The sequence below is a fragment of the Sphaerisporangium aureirubrum genome (assembly GCF_042658925.1).
Lineage (GTDB): Bacteria > Actinomycetota > Actinomycetes > Streptosporangiales > Streptosporangiaceae > Sphaerisporangium > Sphaerisporangium aureirubrum.
The window spans coordinates 13299-34691 of sequence record NZ_JBHSRF010000069.1 but is presented as its reverse complement, the minus strand read 5'-3'; the positions used below and the strand labels follow the sequence as shown (position 1 = coordinate 34691).

22 protein-coding genes and 1 tRNA gene are annotated in these 21393 nt (G+C 69.9%); 10 read left to right on the top strand and 13 right to left on the bottom strand.

Going from position 1 to position 21393, the window contains the following annotated elements:
• The first annotated feature begins 64 nt into the window (after positions 1-64).
• The 3 genes from pobA to ACFP1K_RS31805 are packed head-to-tail and all read left to right on the top strand — an operon-like array spanning position 65 to position 2417.
• Positions 65-1261, top strand: coding sequence for a 4-hydroxybenzoate 3-monooxygenase (gene pobA / locus ACFP1K_RS31815; protein WP_380760291.1), 1197 nt, complete (start codon positions 65-67; stop codon positions 1259-1261).
• A complete protein-coding gene (pcaH, locus tag ACFP1K_RS31810) occupies positions 1258-1923 on the top strand; it encodes a protocatechuate 3,4-dioxygenase subunit beta (protein ID WP_380760289.1) in 666 nt (221 codons plus the stop codon). The genes pobA and pcaH overlap by 4 nt, the downstream gene beginning before the upstream one ends.
• Entirely contained in the window at positions 1923-2417 is a 495-nt protein-coding gene (locus ACFP1K_RS31805; RefSeq protein ID WP_380760287.1) for a dioxygenase family protein, read from the top strand. Before pcaH ends, ACFP1K_RS31805 begins: the two co-directional genes overlap by 1 nt.
• Here the strand turns inward: ACFP1K_RS31805 and ACFP1K_RS31800 are convergent.
• Positions 2412-3197, bottom strand: coding sequence for an arylamine N-acetyltransferase family protein (locus ACFP1K_RS31800; RefSeq protein WP_380760285.1), 786 nt, complete (start codon positions 3195-3197; stop codon positions 2412-2414). The genes ACFP1K_RS31805 and ACFP1K_RS31800 overlap by 6 nt on opposite strands.
• A gap of 144 nt (positions 3198-3341) precedes the next feature.
• On the opposite strand from ACFP1K_RS31800, the gene ACFP1K_RS31795 reads away from it, so the two are divergent.
• The 3 genes from ACFP1K_RS31795 (at position 3342) to ACFP1K_RS31785 (ending at position 5585) form a co-directional block, all read left to right on the top strand.
• Positions 3342-4241 carry a DMT family transporter gene (locus ACFP1K_RS31795; RefSeq protein ID WP_380760283.1) on the top strand — a complete coding sequence of 300 codons (900 nt, stop codon included), beginning with the start codon at positions 3342-3344 and terminating at the stop codon, positions 4239-4241.
• A 44-nt stretch (positions 4242-4285) separates the two neighbouring features.
• Complete coding sequence (locus tag ACFP1K_RS31790; RefSeq protein ID WP_380760281.1) at positions 4286-5047, top strand: MerR family transcriptional regulator; 762 nt, start codon at positions 4286-4288, stop codon at positions 5045-5047.
• A 61-nt stretch (positions 5048-5108) separates the two neighbouring features.
• On the top strand, positions 5109-5585 hold the full coding sequence (locus tag ACFP1K_RS31785; protein ID WP_380760279.1) for a hypothetical protein: 477 nt from the start codon (positions 5109-5111) through the stop codon (positions 5583-5585).
• On the opposite strand, the gene ACFP1K_RS31780 is transcribed toward ACFP1K_RS31785, so the two are convergent.
• Positions 5586-6119: a DUF302 domain-containing protein gene (locus ACFP1K_RS31780; protein ID WP_380760278.1), complete on the bottom strand. Its 534-nt coding sequence runs from the start codon at positions 6117-6119 to the stop codon at positions 5586-5588.
• Positions 6120-6309: 190 nt separating this feature from the next.
• On the opposite strand from ACFP1K_RS31780, the gene ACFP1K_RS31775 reads away from it, so the two are divergent.
• Both ACFP1K_RS31775 and ACFP1K_RS31770 read left to right on the top strand, forming a co-directional pair.
• On the top strand, positions 6310-7335 hold the full coding sequence (locus tag ACFP1K_RS31775) for an endo-1,4-beta-xylanase (RefSeq protein ID WP_380760276.1): 1026 nt from the start codon (positions 6310-6312) through the stop codon (positions 7333-7335).
• A 105-nt stretch (positions 7336-7440) separates the two neighbouring features.
• Positions 7441-7665, top strand: a complete 225-nt coding sequence (locus tag ACFP1K_RS31770) for a VOC family protein (RefSeq protein WP_380760337.1) — start codon at positions 7441-7443, stop codon at positions 7663-7665.
• 11 nt (positions 7666-7676) lie between these two features.
• On the opposite strand, the gene ACFP1K_RS31765 is transcribed toward ACFP1K_RS31770, so the two are convergent.
• The 3 genes from ACFP1K_RS31765 to ACFP1K_RS31755 all read right to left on the bottom strand — a co-directional run bounded on the left by ACFP1K_RS31765 (position 7677) and on the right by ACFP1K_RS31755 (position 9171).
• Complete coding sequence (locus tag ACFP1K_RS31765) at positions 7677-8291, bottom strand: cadmium resistance transporter (protein WP_380760274.1); 615 nt, start codon at positions 8289-8291, stop codon at positions 7677-7679.
• Between the two features lie 21 nt (positions 8292-8312).
• Positions 8313-8693 (bottom strand): hypothetical protein, encoded by a 381-nt coding sequence (locus ACFP1K_RS31760; protein WP_380760272.1) that lies wholly within the window; start codon positions 8691-8693, stop codon positions 8313-8315.
• A gap of 256 nt (positions 8694-8949) precedes the next feature.
• Positions 8950-9171 (bottom strand): hypothetical protein, encoded by a 222-nt coding sequence (locus ACFP1K_RS31755; protein ID WP_380760269.1) that lies wholly within the window; start codon positions 9169-9171, stop codon positions 8950-8952.
• A gap of 287 nt (positions 9172-9458) precedes the next feature.
• Here ACFP1K_RS31755 and ACFP1K_RS31750 point away from each other — a divergent pair, with 287 nt between their 5' ends.
• Positions 9459-10406 carry a DUF2218 domain-containing protein gene (locus ACFP1K_RS31750; RefSeq protein ID WP_380760267.1) on the top strand — a complete coding sequence of 316 codons (948 nt, stop codon included), beginning with the start codon at positions 9459-9461 and terminating at the stop codon, positions 10404-10406.
• A 174-nt stretch (positions 10407-10580) separates the two neighbouring features.
• Here the strand turns inward: ACFP1K_RS31750 and ACFP1K_RS31745 are convergent, their stop codons facing one another.
• Complete coding sequence (locus tag ACFP1K_RS31745; protein ID WP_380760265.1) at positions 10581-11735, bottom strand: glutathionylspermidine synthase family protein; 1155 nt, start codon at positions 11733-11735, stop codon at positions 10581-10583.
• Positions 11735-12076 (bottom strand): hypothetical protein, encoded by a 342-nt coding sequence (locus tag ACFP1K_RS31740; protein WP_380760263.1) that lies wholly within the window; start codon positions 12074-12076, stop codon positions 11735-11737. Before ACFP1K_RS31740 ends, ACFP1K_RS31745 begins: the two co-directional genes overlap by 1 nt.
• Positions 12077-12597: 521 nt before the next feature.
• Here ACFP1K_RS31740 and ACFP1K_RS31735 point away from each other — a divergent pair.
• Positions 12598-12780 (top strand): hypothetical protein, encoded by a 183-nt coding sequence (locus ACFP1K_RS31735; protein ID WP_380760261.1) that lies wholly within the window; start codon positions 12598-12600, stop codon positions 12778-12780.
• A gap of 118 nt (positions 12781-12898) precedes the next feature.
• Here the strand turns inward: ACFP1K_RS31735 and ACFP1K_RS31730 are convergent.
• The 6 genes from ACFP1K_RS31730 to recF all read right to left on the bottom strand — a co-directional run bounded on the left by ACFP1K_RS31730 (position 12899) and on the right by recF (position 21348).
• Positions 12899-12975 (bottom strand) — tRNA-Ile (locus ACFP1K_RS31730).
• 176 nt (positions 12976-13151) lie between these two features.
• Complete coding sequence (locus ACFP1K_RS31725) at positions 13152-13985, bottom strand: DUF3566 domain-containing protein (protein WP_380760259.1); 834 nt, start codon at positions 13983-13985, stop codon at positions 13152-13154.
• A gap of 758 nt (positions 13986-14743) precedes the next feature.
• Positions 14744-17245, bottom strand: a complete 2502-nt coding sequence (gene gyrA / locus ACFP1K_RS31720) for a DNA gyrase subunit A (protein WP_380760257.1) — start codon at positions 17243-17245, stop codon at positions 14744-14746.
• Between the two features lie 49 nt (positions 17246-17294).
• Positions 17295-19238 (bottom strand): DNA topoisomerase (ATP-hydrolyzing) subunit B, encoded by a 1944-nt coding sequence (gene gyrB / locus ACFP1K_RS31715; RefSeq protein WP_449329168.1) that lies wholly within the window; start codon positions 19236-19238, stop codon positions 17295-17297.
• 342 nt (positions 19239-19580) lie between these two features.
• Entirely contained in the window at positions 19581-20111 is a 531-nt protein-coding gene (locus ACFP1K_RS31710) for a DUF721 domain-containing protein (protein ID WP_380760253.1), read from the bottom strand.
• Positions 20101-21348 carry a DNA replication/repair protein RecF gene (gene recF, locus ACFP1K_RS31705; RefSeq protein WP_380760251.1) on the bottom strand — a complete coding sequence of 416 codons (1248 nt, stop codon included), beginning with the start codon at positions 21346-21348 and terminating at the stop codon, positions 20101-20103. Before recF ends, ACFP1K_RS31710 begins: the two co-directional genes overlap by 11 nt.
• Between the last annotated feature and the right edge of the window lie 45 nt (positions 21349-21393).

Sequence of the window (21393 nt, the reverse complement as noted above, 5' to 3'; positions counted from 1 at the left end):
CGGCTTCCACTGGGCGGAAGTGAAGCCTCGTTCCGGGGTGGCCCGCGGCACCATGCTCGTAACCATGCGAACTCAGGTCGCGATCATCGGGGCCGGTCCGGCGGGCCTGCTCCTGTCCCATCTGCTCCATCTGCGAGGCATCGCCTCGGTGGTGCTGGAGCTGCGTGACCGCGCGTACGCCGAGGGCCGGGTGCGTGCCGGGGTGCTGGAGCAGGGAACGGTCGACACGCTGATCGACGCGGGGGTGGGTGACCGGATGCTGCGCGAGGGCATGCCGCACCACGGCATCGAGCTGCGCTACGGCGGCCGGAGTCATCGCATCGCCTTCGAGGAGCTCGTGCCGGGCCGGGCCATCACGGTGTACGGCCAGCAGGAGGTCGTCAAGGACCTGATCGCCGCGCGGCTGCGGGACGGGGGAGACCTGAGGTTCGAGGTGGACGACGTGGCGGTGCACGACCTCGCGACCGAGCACCCGTACGTGACCTTCGGCGGCGAGCGGCTCGACTGCGACTTCATCGCCGGATGCGACGGGTTCCACGGCGTGTCGCGGCCGTCCATCCCGGACGGCGTGCTGACCGAGTACCGGCGGGAGTATCCCTTCGCGTGGCTCGGCGTGCTGGCCAGGGTCAAGCCGTCGTCGCAGGAGCTGATCTACGCGCGCACCGACCGCGGGTTCGCCCTGCACAGCATGCGCTCCCCCGAGATAAGCCGGTTCTACCTGCAGGTACCGCCGGACGAGGACCTCGCGAACTGGCCGGACGAGCGGATCTGGGCCGAGCTGAAGACCCGCCTGGAGACGATCCCGGGCTTCAACCTCGCCACCGGGCCGATCCTGGACAAAAGCATCACCCCCATGCGCGCCTACGTCGCCGAGCCCATGCGGTACGGCCGCCTCTACCTCGCCGGGGACGCCGCGCACATAGTCCCGCCGACGGGCGCGAAGGGCCTCAACCTGGCGGTGGCGGACGTCCGCCTGCTCACCGACGCGCTGGCCCTCTGGTACACGACCGGCTCGGCCACCTCGCTCGACGGTTACTCGGAGGCCTGCCTGAAGCGAGTGTGGCGGGCGCAGCACTTCTCGTGGTGGATGACGACGCTGCTGCACACCTTCGACTCCGACGACCCCTACGGGCGACGGCTCCAGCTCTCCCACCTGGACCAGGTGACCTCCTCCCGCGCGGCGGCGACGACGCTGGCGGAGAACTACGTGGGGATCCCCTACGAGAGCGCCCCCGGGGCGCGCGTGAAGGAAACGTCATGACCCAACCGCCGTACCTGAGCCCGTCGTACCGCAGCACCATCCTGCGGGCACCGTCCCAGGCGCTCGTGCTGCCGCCCCTCGGACCGGACGCGATCGAGCTGACCGGCCCGGTGTTCGGCCACCACGACGTCGGGGCGCTGGACCACGACCTGACCCGGCGGCACGACGGCGAACCGATCGGCGAGCGGATCATCGTCAGCGGCCGGGTGGTGGACGCCGGCGGGCGGCCGGTACGGGGCACGCTGGTCGAGATCTGGCAGGCCAACGCGGCCGGCCGCTACGACCACGAGGCCGACCAACATCCCGCGCCGCTGGACCCCAACTTCTCCGGCGCCGGACGTTGCCTGACCGGGGACGACGGTGAGTACCGCTTCGTCACCATAAAGCCGGGTGCGTACCCGTGGCGCAACCACCACAACGCCTGGCGCCCGGCCCACATCCACTTCTCGGTGTTCGGCACCGCGTTCACCGAGCGGCTGGTGACGCAGATGTACTTCCCCGGCGACCCGTTGTTCGAGTACGACCCCATCTACCAGTCCATCCCGGACACGGAGGCGCGCGAGCGGCTGGTCTCGCGGTTCGACCTGACGACGACCGAGCCGGAATGGGCCCTCGGCTACCGCTTCGACATCGTGCTCGGCCGCACACCGGTGGAGGTCTGATGTCCGAGACGCCGTCGCAGACCGTCGGGCCGTTCTTCGGGAACGCCCTGCCCTACGACCAGGACCACGAGCTGGTGCCCGCCGGTCACAAAGGAGCCGTCGAGCTGTACGGGCGGGTGCTGGACGGCGCGGGGGAGCCGGTGCCGGACGCGCTGCTGGAGATCTGGCTGGGCGTGAACGGCACCCGCGGCGTGCTTAGGCGCACCGGGGTCGGGGCCTCCGGCTTCGGGCGCTGCCCCACCCGGCCGGACGGGACGTACCGGTTCCGCACGGCGCGACCGCGGGGGCCGTACATCGCGGTGCTGGTGTTCGCCCGGGGCCTGCTGCGGCCGGTGCTCACCCGGGCGTACCTCGCGGACGTGCCGGACCCGCTGCTGGACTCGCTGAAGCCGGAGCGCCGGGCGACGCTGATCGCGCGGGAGGAGTCGCCGGACGCCTACCGTTTCGACGTGCTACTCCAGGGGCGGCAGGAGACGGTGTTCCTGGCCCTATGACGCCTCACGCCTGACGATGACGGGTACGCGGTCGAGCGTGATGCCGAAGTGGGCCTGGTAGGCGGCCAGCACGTCGTCGTCGGAGCCGAGCTCGCTCTCCCGCCGCTCGCCGCCGGCCGAGGTCTCGATGAGCGTGCGGCCGCTCAGCGTGATCCGCCCGTCGCCGGTGCGGCGCGAGCAGGTCAGCGACCGGGTGAAATGGGACTTCGGCGAGGTCTGGTGCCACCAGCAGGTCGGCACGAAGTCCCGCAGGCCGTACGGCCGGGGGTCCACGCGGTACTCCAGCGAGTCGTCCTGCACGACGTCGATGTCGCCGTACTCGTCGCGGCGGATCATCGAGAACACGCCGCCGGGGTCGTGCTGGTCGCCGTCGTGGTCCAGGCGCAGGGGGTGGTCGCTGAACCGGCCGTACCCCACGTCGACCAGCCACGGCTCCTCGACGTCGACCCGGAGCACCAGGTGGTCGAACGGCGGCCCGGGCTCCTCACCGTCGAACACCCGGGCCGACAGCAGCGACACGCGGTAGCCGAGCGCCCGCAGCAGCGCGCCGAACGTGCCGTTGAGCTCGTAGCAGAAGCCGCCTCTCCCCCGTGAAACGATCTTGTCGAAGAGGGCCTCTTCCTTCAGCACGATGGGCTCACCCAGATGGATGCTGAGGTTCTCGAACGGCACTGCTGTCAGGTGCGCGAGCTGCAGGGCCCTTAACGCCCCTTCGTCGGGCGACGCGGGGCGCGCCGCGCCGATCCGCGCCAGGTAGGCGTCCACCTGTGTTGGCTCCATCGGCCTCTCCCTCCACACCGCCGCATCGATCACGGCCGATCCTCGCAGACGCCGGACGGCCCCGGGGCCTCCCTGTGGACAACGCGGGGGACGCGCGGGCCGATGCGATGGGTGTCGAAGTGTTCCCGCCGTAAGGTCGACCCCATGGCCACGGACACGACCGTCAGCAGCGGTGAACGCACCGGCCGCGCCGCGCTGGCGGCCGCGGCCGTCACCGTGCTGCTGTGGGCGTCGGCCTTCGTGGCCATCCGCAGCGCCGTGCACCACTATTCCCCCGGCGCGCTCGCCCTCGGCCGCCTGCTGGCCGGGTCGCTGACCCTCGGCGCCATCCTGCTGGTGCGGCGCGAGGGCCTGCCGCCGCGCGCGGCCTGGCCGGGCATCGCGGTCACCGGCGTGCTGTGGTTCGGCGTCTACATGGTCACCCTCAACTGGGGGGAGCTGGAGGTCGACGCGGGCACGGCGGCGATGGTCATCAACATCGGCCCGCTGCTGATCGCCCTGTTCGCGGGCTGGATCCTCAAGGAGGGCTTCCCGAAGCGGCTGCTCTTCGGCATGGCCGTGTCGTTCACCGGCGCAGCGATCGTGGGCATCTCCACCTCGGAGAACACCGGGTCGTCGGTGCTCGGCGTCGGCTTGTGCGTGGTGGCGGCGGTGTCGTGGGCCGCGGCGACGCTCGCGCAGAAGCCCGCCCTGCGGCACGCCTCGGCGCTGCAGGTGACGACGTTCGGCTGCGCGATCGGCGCGGTGGCGTGCCTGCCGTTCGCCGGCCAGCTGGTGTCGCAGGCCGCCGCGGCGCCGCTGTCCGCCACGCTGGACCTGCTGTACCTCGGCGTCTTCCCCACCGCGCTGGCCTTCACCACCTGGGCGTACGCGCTGGCGCGCACCACCGCGGGGGCGCTCGGCGCCACCACCTACATCGTGCCCGCGCTGGTCGTGCTGATGGCGTGGGCCGTGCTCGGCGAGGTCCCCGCCCACCTCACCTTCGCCGGTGGGGCGCTCTGCCTGCTCGGGGTCGCCATCTCCCGCACCCGCAGGAGGAAGTAGGAGGACTTGCACCTCCCGTTACGTGAGGTTCTAGCGTAGGCCGCGTGATCGAGGCGAACGGCGCGGAGCGCCGGTGGAGCATCGGAGAGCTGGCGAAGGCGAGCGGGCTGACCGTCCGCACGCTGCACCACTACGACGAGATCGGCCTGCTGAGCGCCGGAGAGCGCACCGCGGCGGGCCATCGCCGCTACACCGGGCGCGACCTGCGGCGGCTGTACCGGGTGCGGGCCCTGCGCGCGCTCGGGCTGTCGCTGGAGGAGGTGTCGCACGCACTCGCCGGCCCGGCCGACGACCTGGCCGGCATGCGTGACCTGCTCGCGGCCCAGCTGCGTGACCTGGACGCGCACGCCGTACGGATCCAGGTGCTCAAGGAGCGGATCCACGGGTTGCTCGGCCAGATCGACGCGGCGTCCATGCCCGATCCGGAGGATTTCATGGCGACCTTGGAGAGGATGTCGATGTTCGAGAACTACTTCACCCCCGAGCAGCAGCAGGAACTGGCCGAGCGGCGGGAGGCGCTGGGCCCGGAGGCCATCGAGGCCGCGAAGAGGGAGTGGGCGGGGCTGGTCAACGAGCTCCTGTCGCACGTCGCGGCCGGGACGCCGGTGGACGACCCTCAGGCGCGGACGCTGGTCGAGCGCTGGGACGCGGTGGCGCAGCCGTTCCACCGCTCCGAGGGCACCAAGGTCGCGGCGCAGCGGATGTGGGACGAGAACAGCGCCGCGCTGAGCCGCGCCCTGCCGTGGACACCGGAGCAGATGACCGGTCTCGTCGCTTATGTGAATCAGGTCCGAGAGTCCCGCTGAACCCATGGCTCGTGCGATATAAGTCACTACGACACCTTCGCCCGAGCAACGTGAGGCGCCGATGCGACTGCTGCCCCGCAGACGGGTGACCCACGAGCTGTCCTTCGAGGTCGGCGCCCCACTCAGCCGCGTCTTCGCCGCGTACTCGGACGTCGGCAACCACCTCGGCAAGCACTCGTTCCTCCGGCGGATCATCACCCACCGGGACTGGTACGAGGACGACACCCGCCACGTCGACTTCACGGCCGTCGAGAGGATCCCGGTGGCCGGGGTGCCGGTGACCAGCAGGACGCACGCCAGGCAGCGGATCCACCCGGCGGAGTTCTTCTACGAGACCGACACGCGGTCGGCCCCCGGCGTGGTCACCCATCAGAAGGTGGTCTTCCTGGACCTCGGCGACGGCCGTACCGGCGTCACCGAGCACCTGACCTTCGAGGCGAATTCCCTGCTCATCGGGTTCGCCGTCACCATGGGCGTCGCCGCCCACAAGGAGACCCAGGCGGCGCTCAAGAAGGCCCTGGAGAACGGCGAGCTCTGATCACCCGGAGACGAGCCGTTCCGGCACCGGGACGTCCAGGTGCTCGAGCAGGGCGGCCAGCTTGTGGTCCAGCTCGACGCCGACGGCGGTGATCCGCGGATCGTCGAAGGCCGCGAACGCGGCGCTGGGCTGGTCCACGCTGAACCACGTCGTCCCCTCCGCATCCTCGTGGATCGCGGTGCGCAGCGGCGCGTACAGCATGACGGCGGGATCGTGGCGGTACATCCGCTCGGCGGTGGTGTGGTCGCCCATGAGGTATTCGACGCAGCGCAGCCGGTCGCCGGCCAGCCGCATGATGGGCGCCACGTCGAGGCTCCAGTAGATCATGAAGTTGTGCGGCGTGTTGGCGGACGCCGCGCGCAGCATCTCGTCCCAGCCGGCCTCATCCTTGATCATCCGGGCGAGCGCGTCCTCGTCCACCTTCGGCACCGCCTGCTCGTACCGTCCGCGGAACACGTCGTACGGCACGCCGACGTCTACGGAGAGCCGCCGCACCTCGTGCTCGGCCTCCAGCACGGCTCCAGAATGAGCCATGTCGTCCCCTCCTTCCCGCATCGGTGCCCTTCTCTCACTGCCGTACCCACCGCCCACCGGGTGGAACGCATACAGAAACTTTCAGCGACGACGTCGATACTTTCTGGTTACCAGGCTCACTGATTGACGGAAATGCCGTCCAAAACCTAGCGTCACGGCACCGAAAACAGTCGGCGACCGAGGAGCGCCCATGAGAGGCAGAACGGTTACGCTGATCACCGCGGCGGCCATGCTGGCGGGGCTTTTCGCCGCCACGCCGGCCGACGCGGGCACGCCGCTCGGCACCCTCGCGGCGCAGCGGGGCAAGCACTTCGGGGCGGGCATCGACGTCGGGCAGCTGACCGACGTGCCCTACACCACGATCCTGGACCGCGAGTTCAACGCCGTCACGCCGATGGACTCGATGAAATGGGACGCGACGGAGCCCATGCGGGGCCAGTTCAACTACACCCGCGGCGACCGGATCGTGGCGTACGCGCAGCAGCGCAACATGATCGTCCGGGGCCACACCCTGGTGTGGCACAGCCAGGCGCCCGCCTGGGTGCAGAGCATCACCAACCCGACCATGCTGTACGACGCCCTGGTCAACCACGTCACCAGGCTCACCACCCACTACCGGGGCGCGGTCTACGCCTGGAACGTGGTCAACGAGCCGCTCGACGCCAACGGCGCGTACCGCAACTCGTTCTTCTACCAGCGGCTCGGCCCGTCGTACATCGCCACCGCGTTCCGCGCGGCGCGTGCCGCCGATCCTGCCGCGAAGCTGTACCTCAGCGAGTTCGGCGCCGAAGGGCTCAACGCCAAGAGCGACGGGCTGTACAACCTGGCACGGAGCCTGCTGGCCGAGGGCGTGCCTCTCGACGGCGTGGCGTTCCAGGGGCATATGGTCATCGGGCAGATACCGGCCGACATGGTGCAGAACTTCCAGCGTTTCGCGGCCCTGGGCCTGGACATCGCGATCACCGAGCTGGACGTCCGCATGCCGTTGCCGAGAACCGCGGCCAAGGACAACCAGCAGGCCGCCGACTACATCACGATGGTCCGCGCCTGCCTGGTCGTGCCGCGCTGCAAGGGCCTGACCCTGTGGACGTTCTCCGACAAGTACTCGATCATCCCGTGGACGTTCCCCAGCCAGGGCGCCGCGACGCCGTGGGACGCCAACATGCAGCCCAAACCCGCCTATTCGGCCATCTACAGCACCCTGAGCGGCGGATGACGGCCCGCTGACGCGCCACGGGCCGGGTCCGGTGCGGGACCCGGCCCGTGCGCCGCCCGCCGGAAACGTCGGCGGGGTGCGCAGCCGTCCAAACCGACCTTCTGGATCAGCTCCCAGGACTCCGGCGAGGGCTTCCGCGAGTCCCACATCGCCTTTTCCGCGCAGGACCGCGCCTCGGTGCGCGCCTTCTTCGACGCCGCGGTGGCCACCGGCGCCGCCGTCCTGCACGAGCCGCGCCTGTGGCCCGAGTACCACCCCGGCTACTACGGCGCCTTCGTCCGCGACCCCGACGGCAACAACGTCGAGGCCGTCTGCCATCTCCCCGAGTAGCGCGGCCCCTGCTAGACCAGGCCGGCCAGGCGGCCGACGACCCCCGACTCCAGCACGATCACCGTGCCGATCACCACGAACACGACCGGCACCAGCCAGTGCCCGTGCCGCTCCACCACCCTGATGACCTTCTCGTGCGACCCCAGCCAGGCCCCTGCCGCGCACCACACCCCCACCAGCACGACGAACACCGCGGCGGTGACCAGGCTCCCCGCCGGCCCGATGGTGCGGAACAGCGGGGTGTAGACCGAGATGTTGTCCGCGCCGTTGGCCACCGTGACACCCGCCACCGCCAGCACACCGCCGGCCACCACCGGCGGGCCGTCCTCACCCGCGCCGCCGTCCCGCAGGACCGCGACCAGCCCCCGGACGCCGAGCCCGAGCGGCACCAGCCCGAGCAACCCCACCCACTGGTCCGGCACCACGGCGAGCCCGAGCGCGGCGACGGCGGACACCGCCACAAGTGCCGCGATCCCGGCGTACTGCCCGGCGACGACATGCCACGGCCGGGGCCGCCCGGTCGCCCGTCCCGCCAGGAACAGCACCGTCAGGACGATGATGTCGTCGACGTTGGTACCCGCGAAGACGGCGACGGCCGTACCGATCGTGCCTGAGATGCCGCTCATGCCCGATCAGCTTAGGGAGGTCTACAGCCACCCCCACGACGCCTGCCACATCTCCCACCCGGTGGGGAACACCCCGATCAGCACGAACGGCCCGAGCAGCAGCGCCGCGGCGACCGTCCAGTAGAGCCGCACAGGCAGCACCACGCGTCTGCGGACCATGGCGTTGACCGCCGTCCACAGGGCGAGGAACAGCCCGGTCACGGTGAGCAGAACCAGATGAGGCAGGACGCCGTCGTTGTCGGTGGGGTCCCGGTCCGTCAGGCCCAGCGCGGCCAGGGGGTACTGGGCAAGGAAATACCAGACGAAACCGAAGGGAAGGACCGCGAGGTACCCGAACGGGATGTTGACGGCGACCGGTGCCAGCCAGGCGATCCGGGACGGACGCCGGGGGATGTCACTCATGGGTCCTCACCGGATGAAACCTACATCGAGGTCATCACGGGCCCAGGCTGTTCATGTGCGACGGTGCCCAGCGCGTCCGCCGCGACGCAGGCGCGGTGGTCCTCGGCAAACGGACCGGCGGCGGGCCCCTCGGCCCCGCCACGGTGACCCCCGGCACGTGGTAAACGCTGCGGCTGGAGGCGTTCGGGTCGACCCTGCGGTGCTTCGTGAACAACGTGCAGGTCGTCACCGGGACCGACACCCTCACCGGCGAGGATCACGCCCAGAGGAACCAGAAGTTCCCGCCCCCGGTGCCCCACTCGCACCGGAAGGAGGTCCACCAGCCCCACTGGATGCCGAGGTTCCCGCCGTTGTAGCAGTCGGCCTGGAAGTAGTAGGCGTATCGGATGCTGTCGGCCTGCGCCGGGGCACTGCCGATGGCCAGCAGAACACCGCTGGCGAGGGTGAGCGAGACAAGTAGGTTCCGTACTTTGCGCATCCGGTCCTCCTGAGGCGGGGACGAAGGGGTGTCTCGCGACGCCCCCGCGGAGGGCACGATCCGGGGGCGACGGCACCCGCACTATCGCATCGGCGATGGACGGTGAACAGGTGCGTCCACCTCGGCCCGCGGCCGTACGGGCATGACCTCGACGGTCGGCCCCCTGGACGTACGGCGGGTGTGAAACATTCTCACGACGGCGTGGTCCCGCGGCACGAAGCTCCTGCTGACGAGGGCGTAGTACCGTTCTTCGACGCTTAGCGTTCATCCCGAATGGAAGGACAGCCATGCCCTCCTCCACGGCACACGTCGCCACCGACCGTCCCGAGCGCTACATCAGGCAGCTGGTCTCGCACATGGGCCACAAGGCCACCACGGAAATCGCCGGAGACGGGCGGGGGGTGATCACCCTGAGCGGAGGACGCTGCGTGCTCGCCCCCGACGGCGACCACCTCATGATGATCGCCACGGCCGTGGACGCCGACGCTCTGGCCGGTGTGCAGGACGTCGTCACCCGCCACCTGCTGCGCTTCGCCACCCGCGAGGAACTCAAGGTCGAGTGGACGCCCCCTCTCAAGGGAGACGACACGCAGATCGTCGACCCCGTCATCGCCGACTACGTGCTCACGCACTCCACCCCCGCCGACGAACTGCTGCACGATCTGGTCGCCGAGACGCGAGAGGCCACCGGCTCCGCGGCCACGATGCAGATCTCCCACGACGAGGGCGCCCTCCTGACCATGCTGACCCGGATGACCGGTGCCCGGCTGGCCGTGGAGGTGGGAGTGTTCACCGGCTACTCCTCCATCTGCATCGCCCGCGGCCTGGCCGACGGCGGCCGCCTCCTGGCCTGTGACGTGAGCACCGAATGGACCACCGTCGCCCGGCGTTACTGGGAACGCGCCGGCGTGGCCGACCGCATCGACCTGGCGATCGCCCCCGCCACCGAGACCCTCCGCGCCCTCCCCGCCACCCCCACCATCGACTTCGCCTTCGTCGACGCCGACAAGGTGAGCTACCCCGCGTACTACGAGGAGATCGTCCAACGCCTGCGCCCCGGCGGCCTGGCCGTCCTCGACAACGTGTTCCTCGGCGGCCGTGTCCTGGACCCGGCCTTCCAGGAGGAGCACCACGTGGCCATGCGCGACCTCAACGACCTGATCGTCACCGACGACCGCGTCGAGTCCGTGATGCTCCCGGTACGCGACGGCGTCACGATCGTCCGCAAGCGTTAAAGGCGCCCCGGAAAGGCGCTCCAGGCACCGGTCGGCGAGACCACCACGCCAGAAGAGGCCTGGCAGGGTCCGCCAGGCCTCTTCAGCCCGGCGCGCGATCACTCAAGAACGGCGACCGGTGGGACGAGAGCGCCGGGCGCGCCCCCGATTGGCGGGGGCCCGGCGAAGAGCAGGTCAGGTGTCGATTCGGTGTGGCAGAAAAGAGCTGGTGTTGTCGGTGACCAGGCCCCATGTCTCGCGGATGCCGACGCCTGCGGACTCGTCGCCGACGACCCATGCGCCGAGGACCGGATGCCAGCCGTCGAAGTCGGGGAGCGGCCAGAACTCCTGGTAGACGTAGCCCTCGGCGCCGTATTCGCCCGGGGTGTCCTGCGTCTGGCCGGGAGTGACGATCCGGATGGACGCGCCTTCGCGGCCGAGTAGCGGCTTACGGACGTAGGATCCCAGCTCGCGCGGGCCGTCCAGGTAGGCCGGGAGGAGGTTCGGGTGGCCGGGGTACATATCCCACAGCACCGCGAGCAAGGCCTTGTTGGACAGGAGCATCTTCCACAGCGGCTCCATCCACGGTACCCGGGCCTGCCGCTCCACTGCGGAGCGACCGAACGGGTCGGTCACCAGCCACTCCCAGGGGTACAGCTTGAACAGGCTGCCGATCGGATTGCCGTCCAGGTCGACGAACGCCTCGCGGCCGGTGTCCCACCCGATGTCCTCCACCGTGATGGCTGTGGTCCGCAGCCCAGCCGACTGCGCGGTGTCTTCGAGGTAGGCCACGTTCAGGGCGTCTTCGCCGACCTCGTCCGTGGCGGTCCACGCGAAGTGCGCCGACGCACCCGGCCCGCACAGCTTTCGCCAGCGGGAGATCAGGGCTTCATGGATGCTGTTCCACTGGTCGGCGTCGGGATACACGTCCTTGAGCCAGAACCACTGGACCACTGATGCCTCCACCAGCGAGGTGGGGGTGTCGGCGTTGTACTCCAGGAGCTTGGCGTGACCGGCGCCGTCGTAGCACAGGTCGAACCGACCGATCAGGTGGGGGTCGCGGCGCTTCCAGGACCGGCGGATGGGCTCCCAGCACCACTCGGGGATCGCGAAGCCCGCATACCGCTTGTGTTTGATGACGTGCTCCACGGCGGTCAGGCACATGCGGTGCAGGTCCTCGACGGCCCTCTCCAGGTCGAGGACCTCGACCATGGAGAACGTGTAATGGGCGCTTTCGTCCCAGTACGGCCGCCCGCCGTAGCCGGGTGCGACGGCCCGGTGGAACCCCAGGCCCTGGGACTCGACGATCTGCTCCCAGAGGGGGCGCCGATCTCCCACCTCGCGGCGCATCAGGACCCGCCCCCGCCGTGCCCACCGATACCGCCGCGGATCACCGTCCCGGACCGGGTGGAGATGTTGCCCTTCGGCGGGCGGCTGATCGACCCGCCGGTGATCCGGCCGTCGCTGTTGCGGGACCCGCCGTACAGCCAGATGAACGCGCCGCCGCCGTGTGTCCCGCCACCGGCGCCGCAGTACCCGTCCTCCACCGCCAAGTACGAGCCGTCGGATTGCTGTTCTACACAGTCAGCGGTCACGTCCGGCTCGTCGCTACCGTACGAGAGGGCGACCATGGCCAGTGACAGGGCGCCGAGCGCTATCAGGGTAATGTTGGTGGATGCCTTCCCAGGCATGATCTTCCCCCGTCGTATTGGTCGCGAGCGGTCAGTGCGCGAAGTGGTTGACGAGCCCGATGCAGCCCTGGCCAGGAGGCTGAGAACGCCGGAGAAAGGTCAGTTCTGCGGCGTGACCTTGACGGAGCTGCCTGCGGGAACCGGAACGATGGTGACATTGCCGTCCTTGATGCCTGGTAGAGCACGTAACCCTGCGGGCCGAGAACTCTCACGAGGCCCTTGATGGACTCGATCTCCGTACGGACGCGTTCGTTCTCGTTCTTCCGCGCCTTGTTCGCTCTTCGTCCCCCGGTGGCTTTCGACATCGCGTCAGCGACGTTAGCCGGGACGTCCGGGTTACGCAGGAGCAATTGCATGCGGGTGAAAAGGCTGGCCGGTGAGCTGGGATACGTAGCGACCGACCGAGGTGGCGGCTGCCCGCCCTCTTTTGATCTTGGCGCCGCCGTGGCTGTAGAACAGATCCTTCCAGCCGTATTTTTCAGGCCGATCGGGGTGCTCGTCTGTGCCACAAGATGAAGGGCATGGGAAAGATCTACGAGCACGTGACCCCGGAGATGCAGGACCGGGTACATACCGCCCTGACGCGCCGGTGGGCGGACTCGATCCGGGAGCTCGCCGAGGAGGAGCGGGCGCTACTGGTCGACCTGGTACCGCTGCTCAACAGGAAGTCGCATCAGCTGTTGACGCAACCCGGAGACGGCTGACGGCAACCAGGAAAACGTGATCTCCCATATCCCCCCAAGCGCGCGCCCGGTGAACGCGAAAGGCCCCGTCCCTTGCGGGGATCAGGGCCTCTGAGCTGGGGATTCTTCTGAAGTTCTGTGGTGGGGCTACCAGGACTTGAACCTGGGACCTCTTCCTTATCAGGGAAGCGCTCTAACCGTCTGAGCTATAGCCCCTTGGGGTGGTGCAGGAAAACACTATCGCGTCCTCGGGGTGGAGGCGAATCGGATTCCGACAAGGGGAAGCTTACCTTGTGGTGGGGGTGGGGGGACCGTTGAGGGCGCCTGACCGAGCCCTCAACGGTCGTCTTTCCCGTCGGGACCCTCTCCCTGGGAGAGGGTCCCGGTTTGGGCTATTCGGCTTCGCTGAACGTTACTTCCACGCCGCCTACCAGGTCGGAGGCCACGTTGTAGATCACGGCGCCCAGGGTGCTGAGGGCGGTGATCAGGACTACGTTCACGGCGCCCAGGAGGGCCGTGTAGCCGAGGATGCGGACGGGCTCGAACCAGGACTTGATGTCCAGGCCGCTGCTGGTGTTGCCGTCGGGGACGGTCAGCTGGGTGACGGTGTTCACGATCGAGTCGAAGACGCCCAGGGCGGACAGGACGCCGTAGAGGACGGCTACGGCTACGAACAGGACGACGAAGCAGACCAGGCTGACCACGAAGCTGAACTTCATCGCCGACCACGGCTCGACCCGGCGCAGGACCAGGTGGGCCTTGCGGGGGGCCTTGGCGGACGGGCGGCCGCGCTGGTCGGTGCGGGCGGTGGTGGGTTCGGTGGACGTGGCCAGGGCCGCCATGGAACCCAGGCCGGACTGCTTCGCGTCGGCGGTGGACTGCTTGCCGGCGGGGCGCGTGGTGCGGGGGTCGGGGGCGCTGCCGGGGCGGGTCTCGGTGCCCAGGCGACCGTCGGGGCCTGGGCGGGTCTCGGAACCCAGCCGGGCTTCGGGGCCCGAGCCGATCCGGGTCTCGGGGCCGGATCCGGCCCGGGTGCCGGAGGGCGGAGGCGGGGCGGCGTTGCCGCCGGGGCCCGAGCGCGCACCGGGGCCGGACGGGGAGTCCGCCGAGGTGGGGCGCGGCGGGGGGCCGGGGCGGGAGGCGCCGCTCGGGTCGGGGCGCGAGCCGTCGCCGAAGCGGAGCGAGTCGCCGGGACGGGACGGCGCCGACGGGCCTGCGGAAGGCACCGGGCCCGCCGCGGGCGCCTGACCGGGACGGCCCGAACCGGGGCGGCTCGAACCCGGCCGGCCCGGGACGCCGGATTCCGCGCTGCCGGGACCCCGGCTGCCGGAGCCCGGGCCGCCGGGAGCAGAGCCGGGAGAACCGGGACCGCTGGGGCCACCAGGACCGCCGGGGCCACCAGGGCCAGAGCCGCCAGAACCGGGGCCACCAGGGCCGCCGGAACCAGAGCCGACGGAACCGGGGCCGCCGGGGCCGGACCCTGCGGAACCAGGACCACCGGGACCCGGGCCGTTGGAACCGGCACCGGGGCCGCCGGAACCAGGTCCGCCCGAACCGGGACGGCCGCTGGAACCCGGGCCGCTGGAAGACGAGCCGCCGGGTGTGCGGCCGGGGGGCGGGTCGGCAGGCTTCTTGGCGGGGCGGGTGGGGCCGCCTCCCTCGCGGGAGGGGGTCCAGGGGTCGTCCGACGGAGTGGACGAGCGGATGCGCAGGGTCGGGTCGCCGGTCTCCTCGCCCGTGCTCTTGGAGCTCTTGGGCGGGGTCACGGCATCGTCGTTGGACACGATGACAACCCTGTCATCACTCTGCTCCGCGGGTGAACGACCCTCGGCCGTGCCGTCCGATTTGTTTACGCTCTCCGTGACCTGATCACGCGTTGGGGAGTTGGCCGAGGTCGGCGTGCGGGTGCTCTTGGCGGTGCTGCGCTTGCGGCTGGACGTGGAGCCGGGCGGTTTGCCCGTTCCGCCGGAGTTGGATTGCGGGCTCATTGCTCGTCATCTCCCACGGTGTCCTCGCCGTCCAGCGCTTCGGCGTTGCGGGCGAGCGCAACGACGCTGTCTCCGTCCGAGAGGTTCATCAAGCGCACTCCCATGGTCTGGCGGCCGGACTGCTTGATCTCGCCCGCACTGGTCCGGATGACCCCTCCGGCCGAAGTGATCGCGAACACCTCGTCTTCGGGACTCACCATGACTGCTCCGACCAGCTTGCCACGAGCACTGACAATCTTCGCAGTCAGCACGCCCTGTCCGCCTCTTCCCTGAACGGGATATTGGTCGGCTGGCGTCCGCTTCGCATACCCGCCTTCGGTGGCGATAAGCACATCCGCGCCATCGCTGACGACGTTCATCGCCAGAAGTTCGTCACCGTCGAGGAAACGCATGCCGATCACGCCGCTGGTGGCGCGGCCCATCGCGCGCAGCGCCTCGTCGGAGGCGGTGAAGCGGATGGACTTGGCGCCGCGCGAGACCAGCAGCAGATCGTCTTCCTCGGAGACGAGCCGGGCCGCGATGACCTCGTCGTCCTCACGGAGGTTGATGGCGATCAGCCCGCCGGACCGCGGCGAGTCGTACTCCGACAGCCGGGTCTTCTTCACGAGGCCGCTGCGGGTGGCGAGCACGAGGTACGGCGAGACGTCGTAGTCCCGCAAATCGAGAACTTCCATGACATGTTCGTCGGGCTGCATGGCCAGAAGGTTCGCCAGGTGCTGGCCGCGCGCGTCCCTGCCGGAGTCGGGCAGCTCGTACGCCTTGATGCGGTAGACGCGGCCCTTGTTGGTGAAGAACAGCAGCCAGTGATGCGTCGTGGTGACGAAGAAGTGCTCGACGATGTCGTCCTGCCGCAGCTGCGCGCCCCGGACGCCCTTGCCGCCGCGCTTCTGCGCGCGGTACAGGTCGGTCTTGGTGCGCTTGGCGTAGCCGCCACGAGTGATCGTGACGACCATGTCCTCCTCGGCGATGAGGTCCTCGATGGACATGTCGCCGTCGTAGGCGATGATCTCGGTCTTCCGCTCGTCGCCGTACTTGGTGACGATGTCGGAGAGCTCGTCGGAGACGATCTGGCGCTGCCGCGGCTCGGAGAGCAGGATCTCCTGGTAGTCCGCGATGTGCGTCATCAGCGAGTCGTACTCGTCGGTGATCTGCTGGCGCTCCAGCGCGGCGAGCTTGCGCAGCTGCATGTCCAGGATGGCGCCGGCCTGGATCTCGTCGATCTCCAGCAGCTCCATCAGGCCGCCGACGGCCTGCGCCGCCGAGGGGGAGCGGCGGATCAGCGCGATGACCTCGTCCATGCGGTCCATGGCCTTGAGCAGGCCGCGCAGGATGTGGGCGCGTTCCTCGGCCTTGCGCAGGAGGTAGCGGGTCCGGCGGACCACGACCTCGATCTGGTGGGCGACGTAGTACTTGACGAACTGGTCGAGCCGCAGGGTGCGCGGCACGCCGTCCACCAGCGCGAGCATGTTCGCGCCGAAGGTCGTCTGCAGCTGGGTGTGCTTGTAGAGGTTGTTCAGCACGACCTTGGCGACGGCGTCCCGCTTGAGGACGATCACCAGGCGCTGGCCGGTGCGCGAGGACGTCTCGTCCCGGACGTCGGCGATTCCGGTGACCTTGCCGTCCTTGACCAGCTCGGCGATGGTCAGCGCGAGGTTGTCCGGGTTCACTTGGTACGGCAGGGCGGTGACCACCAGGCACTGCCGGCCCTTGGGGTCCTCTTCGACCTCGACGATGGCGCGCATGGTGATCGACCCGCGGCCGGTGCGGTAGGCGTCGTCGATGCCGCGGCGGCCGACGATCAGCGCGCCGGTGGGGAAGTCGGGGCCCTTGACCCGGGCGATCAGGGCCTCGATCAGCTCCTCTTCGGACGCCTCGGGGTTCTCCAGGCACCAGCGGACGGCCTCGGCCACCTCGCGCAGGTTGTGCGGCGGGATGTTGGTCGCCATGCCGACCGCGATGCCGGCCGAGCCGTTGACCAGGAGGTTCGGGAACCTGGACGGCAGGACGATCGGCTCCTGGGAGCGCCCGTCGTAGTTGGGCTGGAAGTCGACGGTCTCCTTGTCGATGTCCCGGAGCATCTCCATGGCGATCGGCGCCAGGCGGCACTCGGTGTACCGCATGGCGGCGGCCGGGTCGTTGCCGGGCGAGCCGAAGTTGCCCTGGCCGTCGATCAGTGTGTACCGCAGCGACCAGGGCTGGGCCAGCCGCACGACGGTGTCGTAGATGGACGCGTCACCGTGCGGGTGGTAGGAGCCCATCACGTCGCCGACCACGCGGGAGCACTTGAAATAGCCGCGGTCGGGACGGTATCCGCCGTCGTACATGGCGTACAGCACACGCCGGTGCACGGGCTTCAGCCCGTCCCGGACGTCGGGCAGCGCCCGGGACACGATGACCGACATCGCGTAGTCCATGTAGCTGCGCTGCATCTCGGACTGGATGTCGACCGGTTCGACCCGGTTGGCAGGGGTCCCAGGTGGAATATTGACTTCCGTCACGGGTGATGCGTCCTTTTCGAAGAAGAGTCAGTCTGTTCGGCCATCGCTGCTACACGTCGAGGAACCGGACATCCCGTGCGTTTCTGATGATGAAAGATCTACGTGCCTCGACGTCCTCACCCATCAGCACGGTGAACATCTCGTCGGCCTGGGCGGCGTCGTCCAGGGTGACCTGGAGCAGGACCCGGGTCTCGGGGTTCATGGTGGTCTCCCACAGCTGCGAGGCGTTCATCTCGCCGAGACCCTTGAAGCGCTGCACGCCGTCGTGCAGGCGCGGGTCGCGCTTGCCGCTCTCGATGCCGGCCTGGATGACGGCGTCCCGCTCGCGGTCGGAGTAGGCGTAGCTGGCGTCCTCACCGCGCCGGTCCCACTTGATCTTGTACAGCGGGGGCTGGGAGAGGTAGACGTGGCCCGCCTCGATCAGCGGCCGCATGAAGCGGAACAGCAGGGTCAGCAGCAGCGTGGTGATGTGCTGGCCGTCGACGTCGGCGTCCGCCATGAGGATCAGCTTGTGGTAGCGGAGCTTGGCGATGTCGAACTCGGCGTGCACGCCGGTGCCGAGCGCCGTGATCAGAGCCTGGACCTCGTTGTTCTTCAGCACCCGGTCGATGCGGGCCTTCTCGACGTTGAGGATCTTGCCGCGGATCGGGAGGATCGCCTGGAACTTCGGGTCACGTCCGCCCTTGGCGGAGCCACCCGCCGAGTCGCCCTCGACGATGTACAGCTCGCACTTCTCCGGCTCGGTCCACTGGCAGTCGGCCAGCTTGCCCGGCAGGCCGGACCCCGCCTCCAGCAGGGACTTGCGCCGGGTCAGGTCGCGCGCCTGGCGGGCGGCGATGCGGGCGCGGGAGGCCTGGAGGGACTTGTTGATGATGTCCTTGGCCTCGCCGGGGTTGCGCTCGAACCAGTCGCGCAGGGAGTCGTTGCAGGCCTTCTGCACGAACGACTTGGCCTCGGTGTTGCCGAGCTTCGTCTTGGTCTGGCCCTCGAACTGCGGGTCGGTGAGCTTGACCGAGATGATCGCGGTCAGGCCTTCGCGGATGTCGTCACCGGTGAGGTTGTCGTCCTTGCCCTCTTTGAGGAACTTCTGCTCGCGGGCGTAGCGGTTGACGATGGACGTCAGCGCCGCGCGGAAGCCTTCCTCGTGGGTGCCGCCCTCGGCGGTGTTGATGGTGTTGGCGAAGGTGTAGACCGATTCGGTGTACGAGGCGTTCCACTGCATGGCGATCTCGACCGAGATGCCCTCGGCCTCGGACTCGAAGTCGATCACCGAGGCGTGGACGGGCTCCTTCTTCGAGTTGATGTGCCGGACGAAGTCGGAGATGCCGCCCTCGTAGTGGTAGGTCACCTCGCGGGGCTCGCCGTTGACGTACTCCGGACGCTCGTCCCGCAGGACCATCGTCAGGCCCTTGTTCAGGAAGGCCATCTCCTGGAAGCGCCGGGACAGGGTCTCGAAGCTCCAGGTGGTCGTCTCGAAGATGTCCTCGTCGGCCCAGAACGTGGTCGTGGTGCCGGTCTCGGTGGTCGGCTCGCCCTTGGCCAGGGGCGCCTCGGGGACGCCTCGGAGGTAGGACTGCCGCCAGTGGTGGCCCTCGGTCCTGACGTCGACCTTGAGGCGGCTGGACAGGGCGTTCACCACGGCCGCGCCCACGCCGTGCAGGCCGCCGGAGACGGCGTAGGACTTGCTGTCGAACTTGCCGCCGGCGTGCAGGACGGTCAGGACGACCTCGACGGCGGGCCGCTGCTCGCCGGGGACGATTCCGACAGGGATGCCGCGGCCGTTGTCCACGACCCGGACGCCGTTGTCGGGGAGGAGGGTGATCTCGATGTGGTCGGCGTACCCGGCGAGCGCCTCGTCGACGGAGTTGTCGACGATCTCTTGCACGAGGTGGTGGAGCCCGCGTTCACCGGTCGACCCGATATACATGCCAGGGCGCTTGCGAACCGCCTCAAGCCCTTCGAGAACGGTGATAGAGCTAGCATCGTAGGACAAGTGTGAAATCCTCCTGCCGCGGACACGCGGCATGGGAAACCATCTTGTGGCTGCCCGTGCCGTGCCCGTCACCGTCGTGAGTGCCTCGATGCGACCACCCGGGGGATCGGCGAGTAAGCCGGGGTGACCCGCATGCGGACGTGTCCGGAATCCGATTTCATTCTACCGGTCATCGGCGGTTCAGGTGGCATTGACGGCCGCTGTGGTGGCCTGTCGGGCGTTCACCCCCCCTTCCAGCATCCCCCCACCGGAGAGGGGGTCGGCCCCGCCAACGCGAATCTGATCGGTTTCGACGGGGTCATCACCCTCCCCGCCGCCGCAGCGCCACGACTTGACCGGCGGTCAGCCGTAGGTGTCACGGGGACCGCGGCTGCCGGTGACCCGCAGACCGCCGGTGGGCCGCGGGCCGTTCTGCGGGCCGCGCACCCTCACCCGCTGCACGGTGCCCTCGCCGAGCTCTTCGTTCAGGCGCCTGACCAGGCTCGACGCGAGCATGCGCAGCTGGGTGGCCCACGCCGTGGAGTCGGCGACGACCAGCACCTCGCCGTCGGCGAAGGTCTCGGGTTTGGTGTGGGCGGCGAGATCGGGCCCAACGATCTCCTTCCAGCGGCCGAAGACGCCCCCGACGGCGACCGGCTGTTCCCAGCCGCGGTCGGAGAGCAGCTCCCGGATGGCGCGGCCGAGGAGCTGGGGATCGGCGGCGTCGCGGCGGGGTGAGGACCTGCGGCGCGGCTCGCGCCGGGGGAGCTGGCCGCGCTTGGCGGCGTCCGCCTTGGCCTGGGCGAGTTTCTCCCTCGCCAGGGCCGCGCCCTTGGACGCGACGCCCTCGGACGACTGGACGCCGGGGACTTCGGCGGACGGCTCAGCGGACACGGGTCACGCTCCCCTCGGCGACGTCGAACCAGGAACCCGCGAGCTGGGCGGGGACGTCCTCGGCCACCGCCGCGGTGATCAGCACCTGCTCGGCGGGAGCCACCATCTCGGCCAGGCTGCGGCGCCTGCGGGAGTCCAGCTCGGCGAACACGTCGTCGAGGATCAGCACGGGGTCCCCGCCGTCGGCCTTGAGCAGGTCGTACGCCGCCAGGCGCAGCGCCAGCGCGAACGACCACGACTCGCCGTGGCTGGCGTACCCCCGGGCGGGGAGCGGGCCGAGCGACAGGACCAGGTCGTCCCGGTGCGGGCCGACCAGGGTCACGCCTCGCTCCAGCTCCGCCTGCCGCACCTCCAGCAGCGCGGCGCGGAGCGCCTCCTCCAGCGCGGCGCGGCCGGCCACAGGGCCGCGCACACCTGTGGACGGCGCCGCCGTCTCGTCCGCCACGGGTCCGCCCCCACCCAGCGGCGCCCAGGACGGCGCGGCGGCGGTGGCGCGGTATTCGATGTCGGCCGGGGCCGACGAGGGCGCCAGCGTGGCGTAGGCGCGCGTGACGAGGGGGCGCAGCGACTCGACGAGGTCCAGGCGGGCGGCGAGGAGCTCGGCGCCGTGGCGGGCCAGATGGGCGTCCCAGACCTCGAGGGTGCTCAAAGGGTCCCCGGCGCCCGCGGCGGCGAACCCGGCGTCGGCCTCCTCGCGGCGCGGGCCGCGGCGACGGCCCTGGCGGGACTGCGCGGCGGTGCGCAGCAGGGCGCCGCGCTGCTTGAGGACGCGCTCGTAGTCGGCCCGGACGCCGGCGAACCGGGGGGCGCGGGCGACCAGCAGATCGTCCAGGAAGCGGCGGCGCTCGGCCGGGTCGCCCTTCACGAGGGCGAGGTCCTCGGGCGCGAACAGCACGGTGCGCAGCAGGCCGAGCACCTCGCGCGGCCTGGACACCGGCGAGCGGTTGAGGCGGGCGCGGTTGGCCCGGCCCGGGTTGATCTCGATCTCGACCAGGGCCCGTCGGTCGTCGCGGACGACGACGGAGCGGACGACCGCCCGGGAGGCCCCCTGGCGCACCAGCGGCGCGTCCGTGGCGACCCGGAAGCTGCCCAGCGTCGCGACGTAGCCGAGGGCCTCGACGAGGTTGGTCTTCCCCTGGCCGTTCGGCCCGACGAGTGCCGTCACCCCCGGCTCCAGGGCCAGCTCCACGGTGGAGTAGGACCGGAAGTCGGTCAGCGACAGATGGGCGACATGCACCCCACGAAGGGTAGTGGGCCACTACGACAACAGCGGCCCCGCGCG

Coding starts and splice junctions, on each gene's coding strand:
- pobA (WP_380760291.1), top strand. CDS start 65: ATGCGAACTCAGGTCGCGATCATCGGGGCCGGTCCGGCGGGCCTGCTC.
- pcaH (WP_380760289.1), top strand. CDS start 1,258: ATGACCCAACCGCCGTACCTGAGCCCGTCGTACCGCAGCACCATCCTG.
- ACFP1K_RS31805 (WP_380760287.1), top strand. CDS start 1,923: ATGTCCGAGACGCCGTCGCAGACCGTCGGGCCGTTCTTCGGGAACGCC.
- ACFP1K_RS31800 (WP_380760285.1), bottom strand. CDS start 3,197: ATGGAGCCAACACAGGTGGACGCCTACCTGGCGCGGATCGGCGCGGCG.
- ACFP1K_RS31795 (WP_380760283.1), top strand. CDS start 3,342: ATGGCCACGGACACGACCGTCAGCAGCGGTGAACGCACCGGCCGCGCC.
- ACFP1K_RS31785 (WP_380760279.1), top strand. CDS start 5,109: ATGCGACTGCTGCCCCGCAGACGGGTGACCCACGAGCTGTCCTTCGAG.
- ACFP1K_RS31780 (WP_380760278.1), bottom strand. CDS start 6,119: ATGGCTCATTCTGGAGCCGTGCTGGAGGCCGAGCACGAGGTGCGGCGG.
- ACFP1K_RS31775 (WP_380760276.1), top strand. CDS start 6,310: ATGAGAGGCAGAACGGTTACGCTGATCACCGCGGCGGCCATGCTGGCG.
- ACFP1K_RS31765 (WP_380760274.1), bottom strand. CDS start 8,291: ATGAGCGGCATCTCAGGCACGATCGGTACGGCCGTCGCCGTCTTCGCG.
- ACFP1K_RS31760 (WP_380760272.1), bottom strand. CDS start 8,693: ATGAGTGACATCCCCCGGCGTCCGTCCCGGATCGCCTGGCTGGCACCG.
- ACFP1K_RS31755 (WP_380760269.1), bottom strand. CDS start 9,171: ATGCGCAAAGTACGGAACCTACTTGTCTCGCTCACCCTCGCCAGCGGT.
- ACFP1K_RS31750 (WP_380760267.1), top strand. CDS start 9,459: ATGCCCTCCTCCACGGCACACGTCGCCACCGACCGTCCCGAGCGCTAC.
- ACFP1K_RS31745 (WP_380760265.1), bottom strand. CDS start 11,735: ATGCGCCGCGAGGTGGGAGATCGGCGCCCCCTCTGGGAGCAGATCGTC.
- ACFP1K_RS31740 (WP_380760263.1), bottom strand. CDS start 12,076: ATGCCTGGGAAGGCATCCACCAACATTACCCTGATAGCGCTCGGCGCC.
- ACFP1K_RS31735 (WP_380760261.1), top strand. CDS start 12,598: ATGGGAAAGATCTACGAGCACGTGACCCCGGAGATGCAGGACCGGGTA.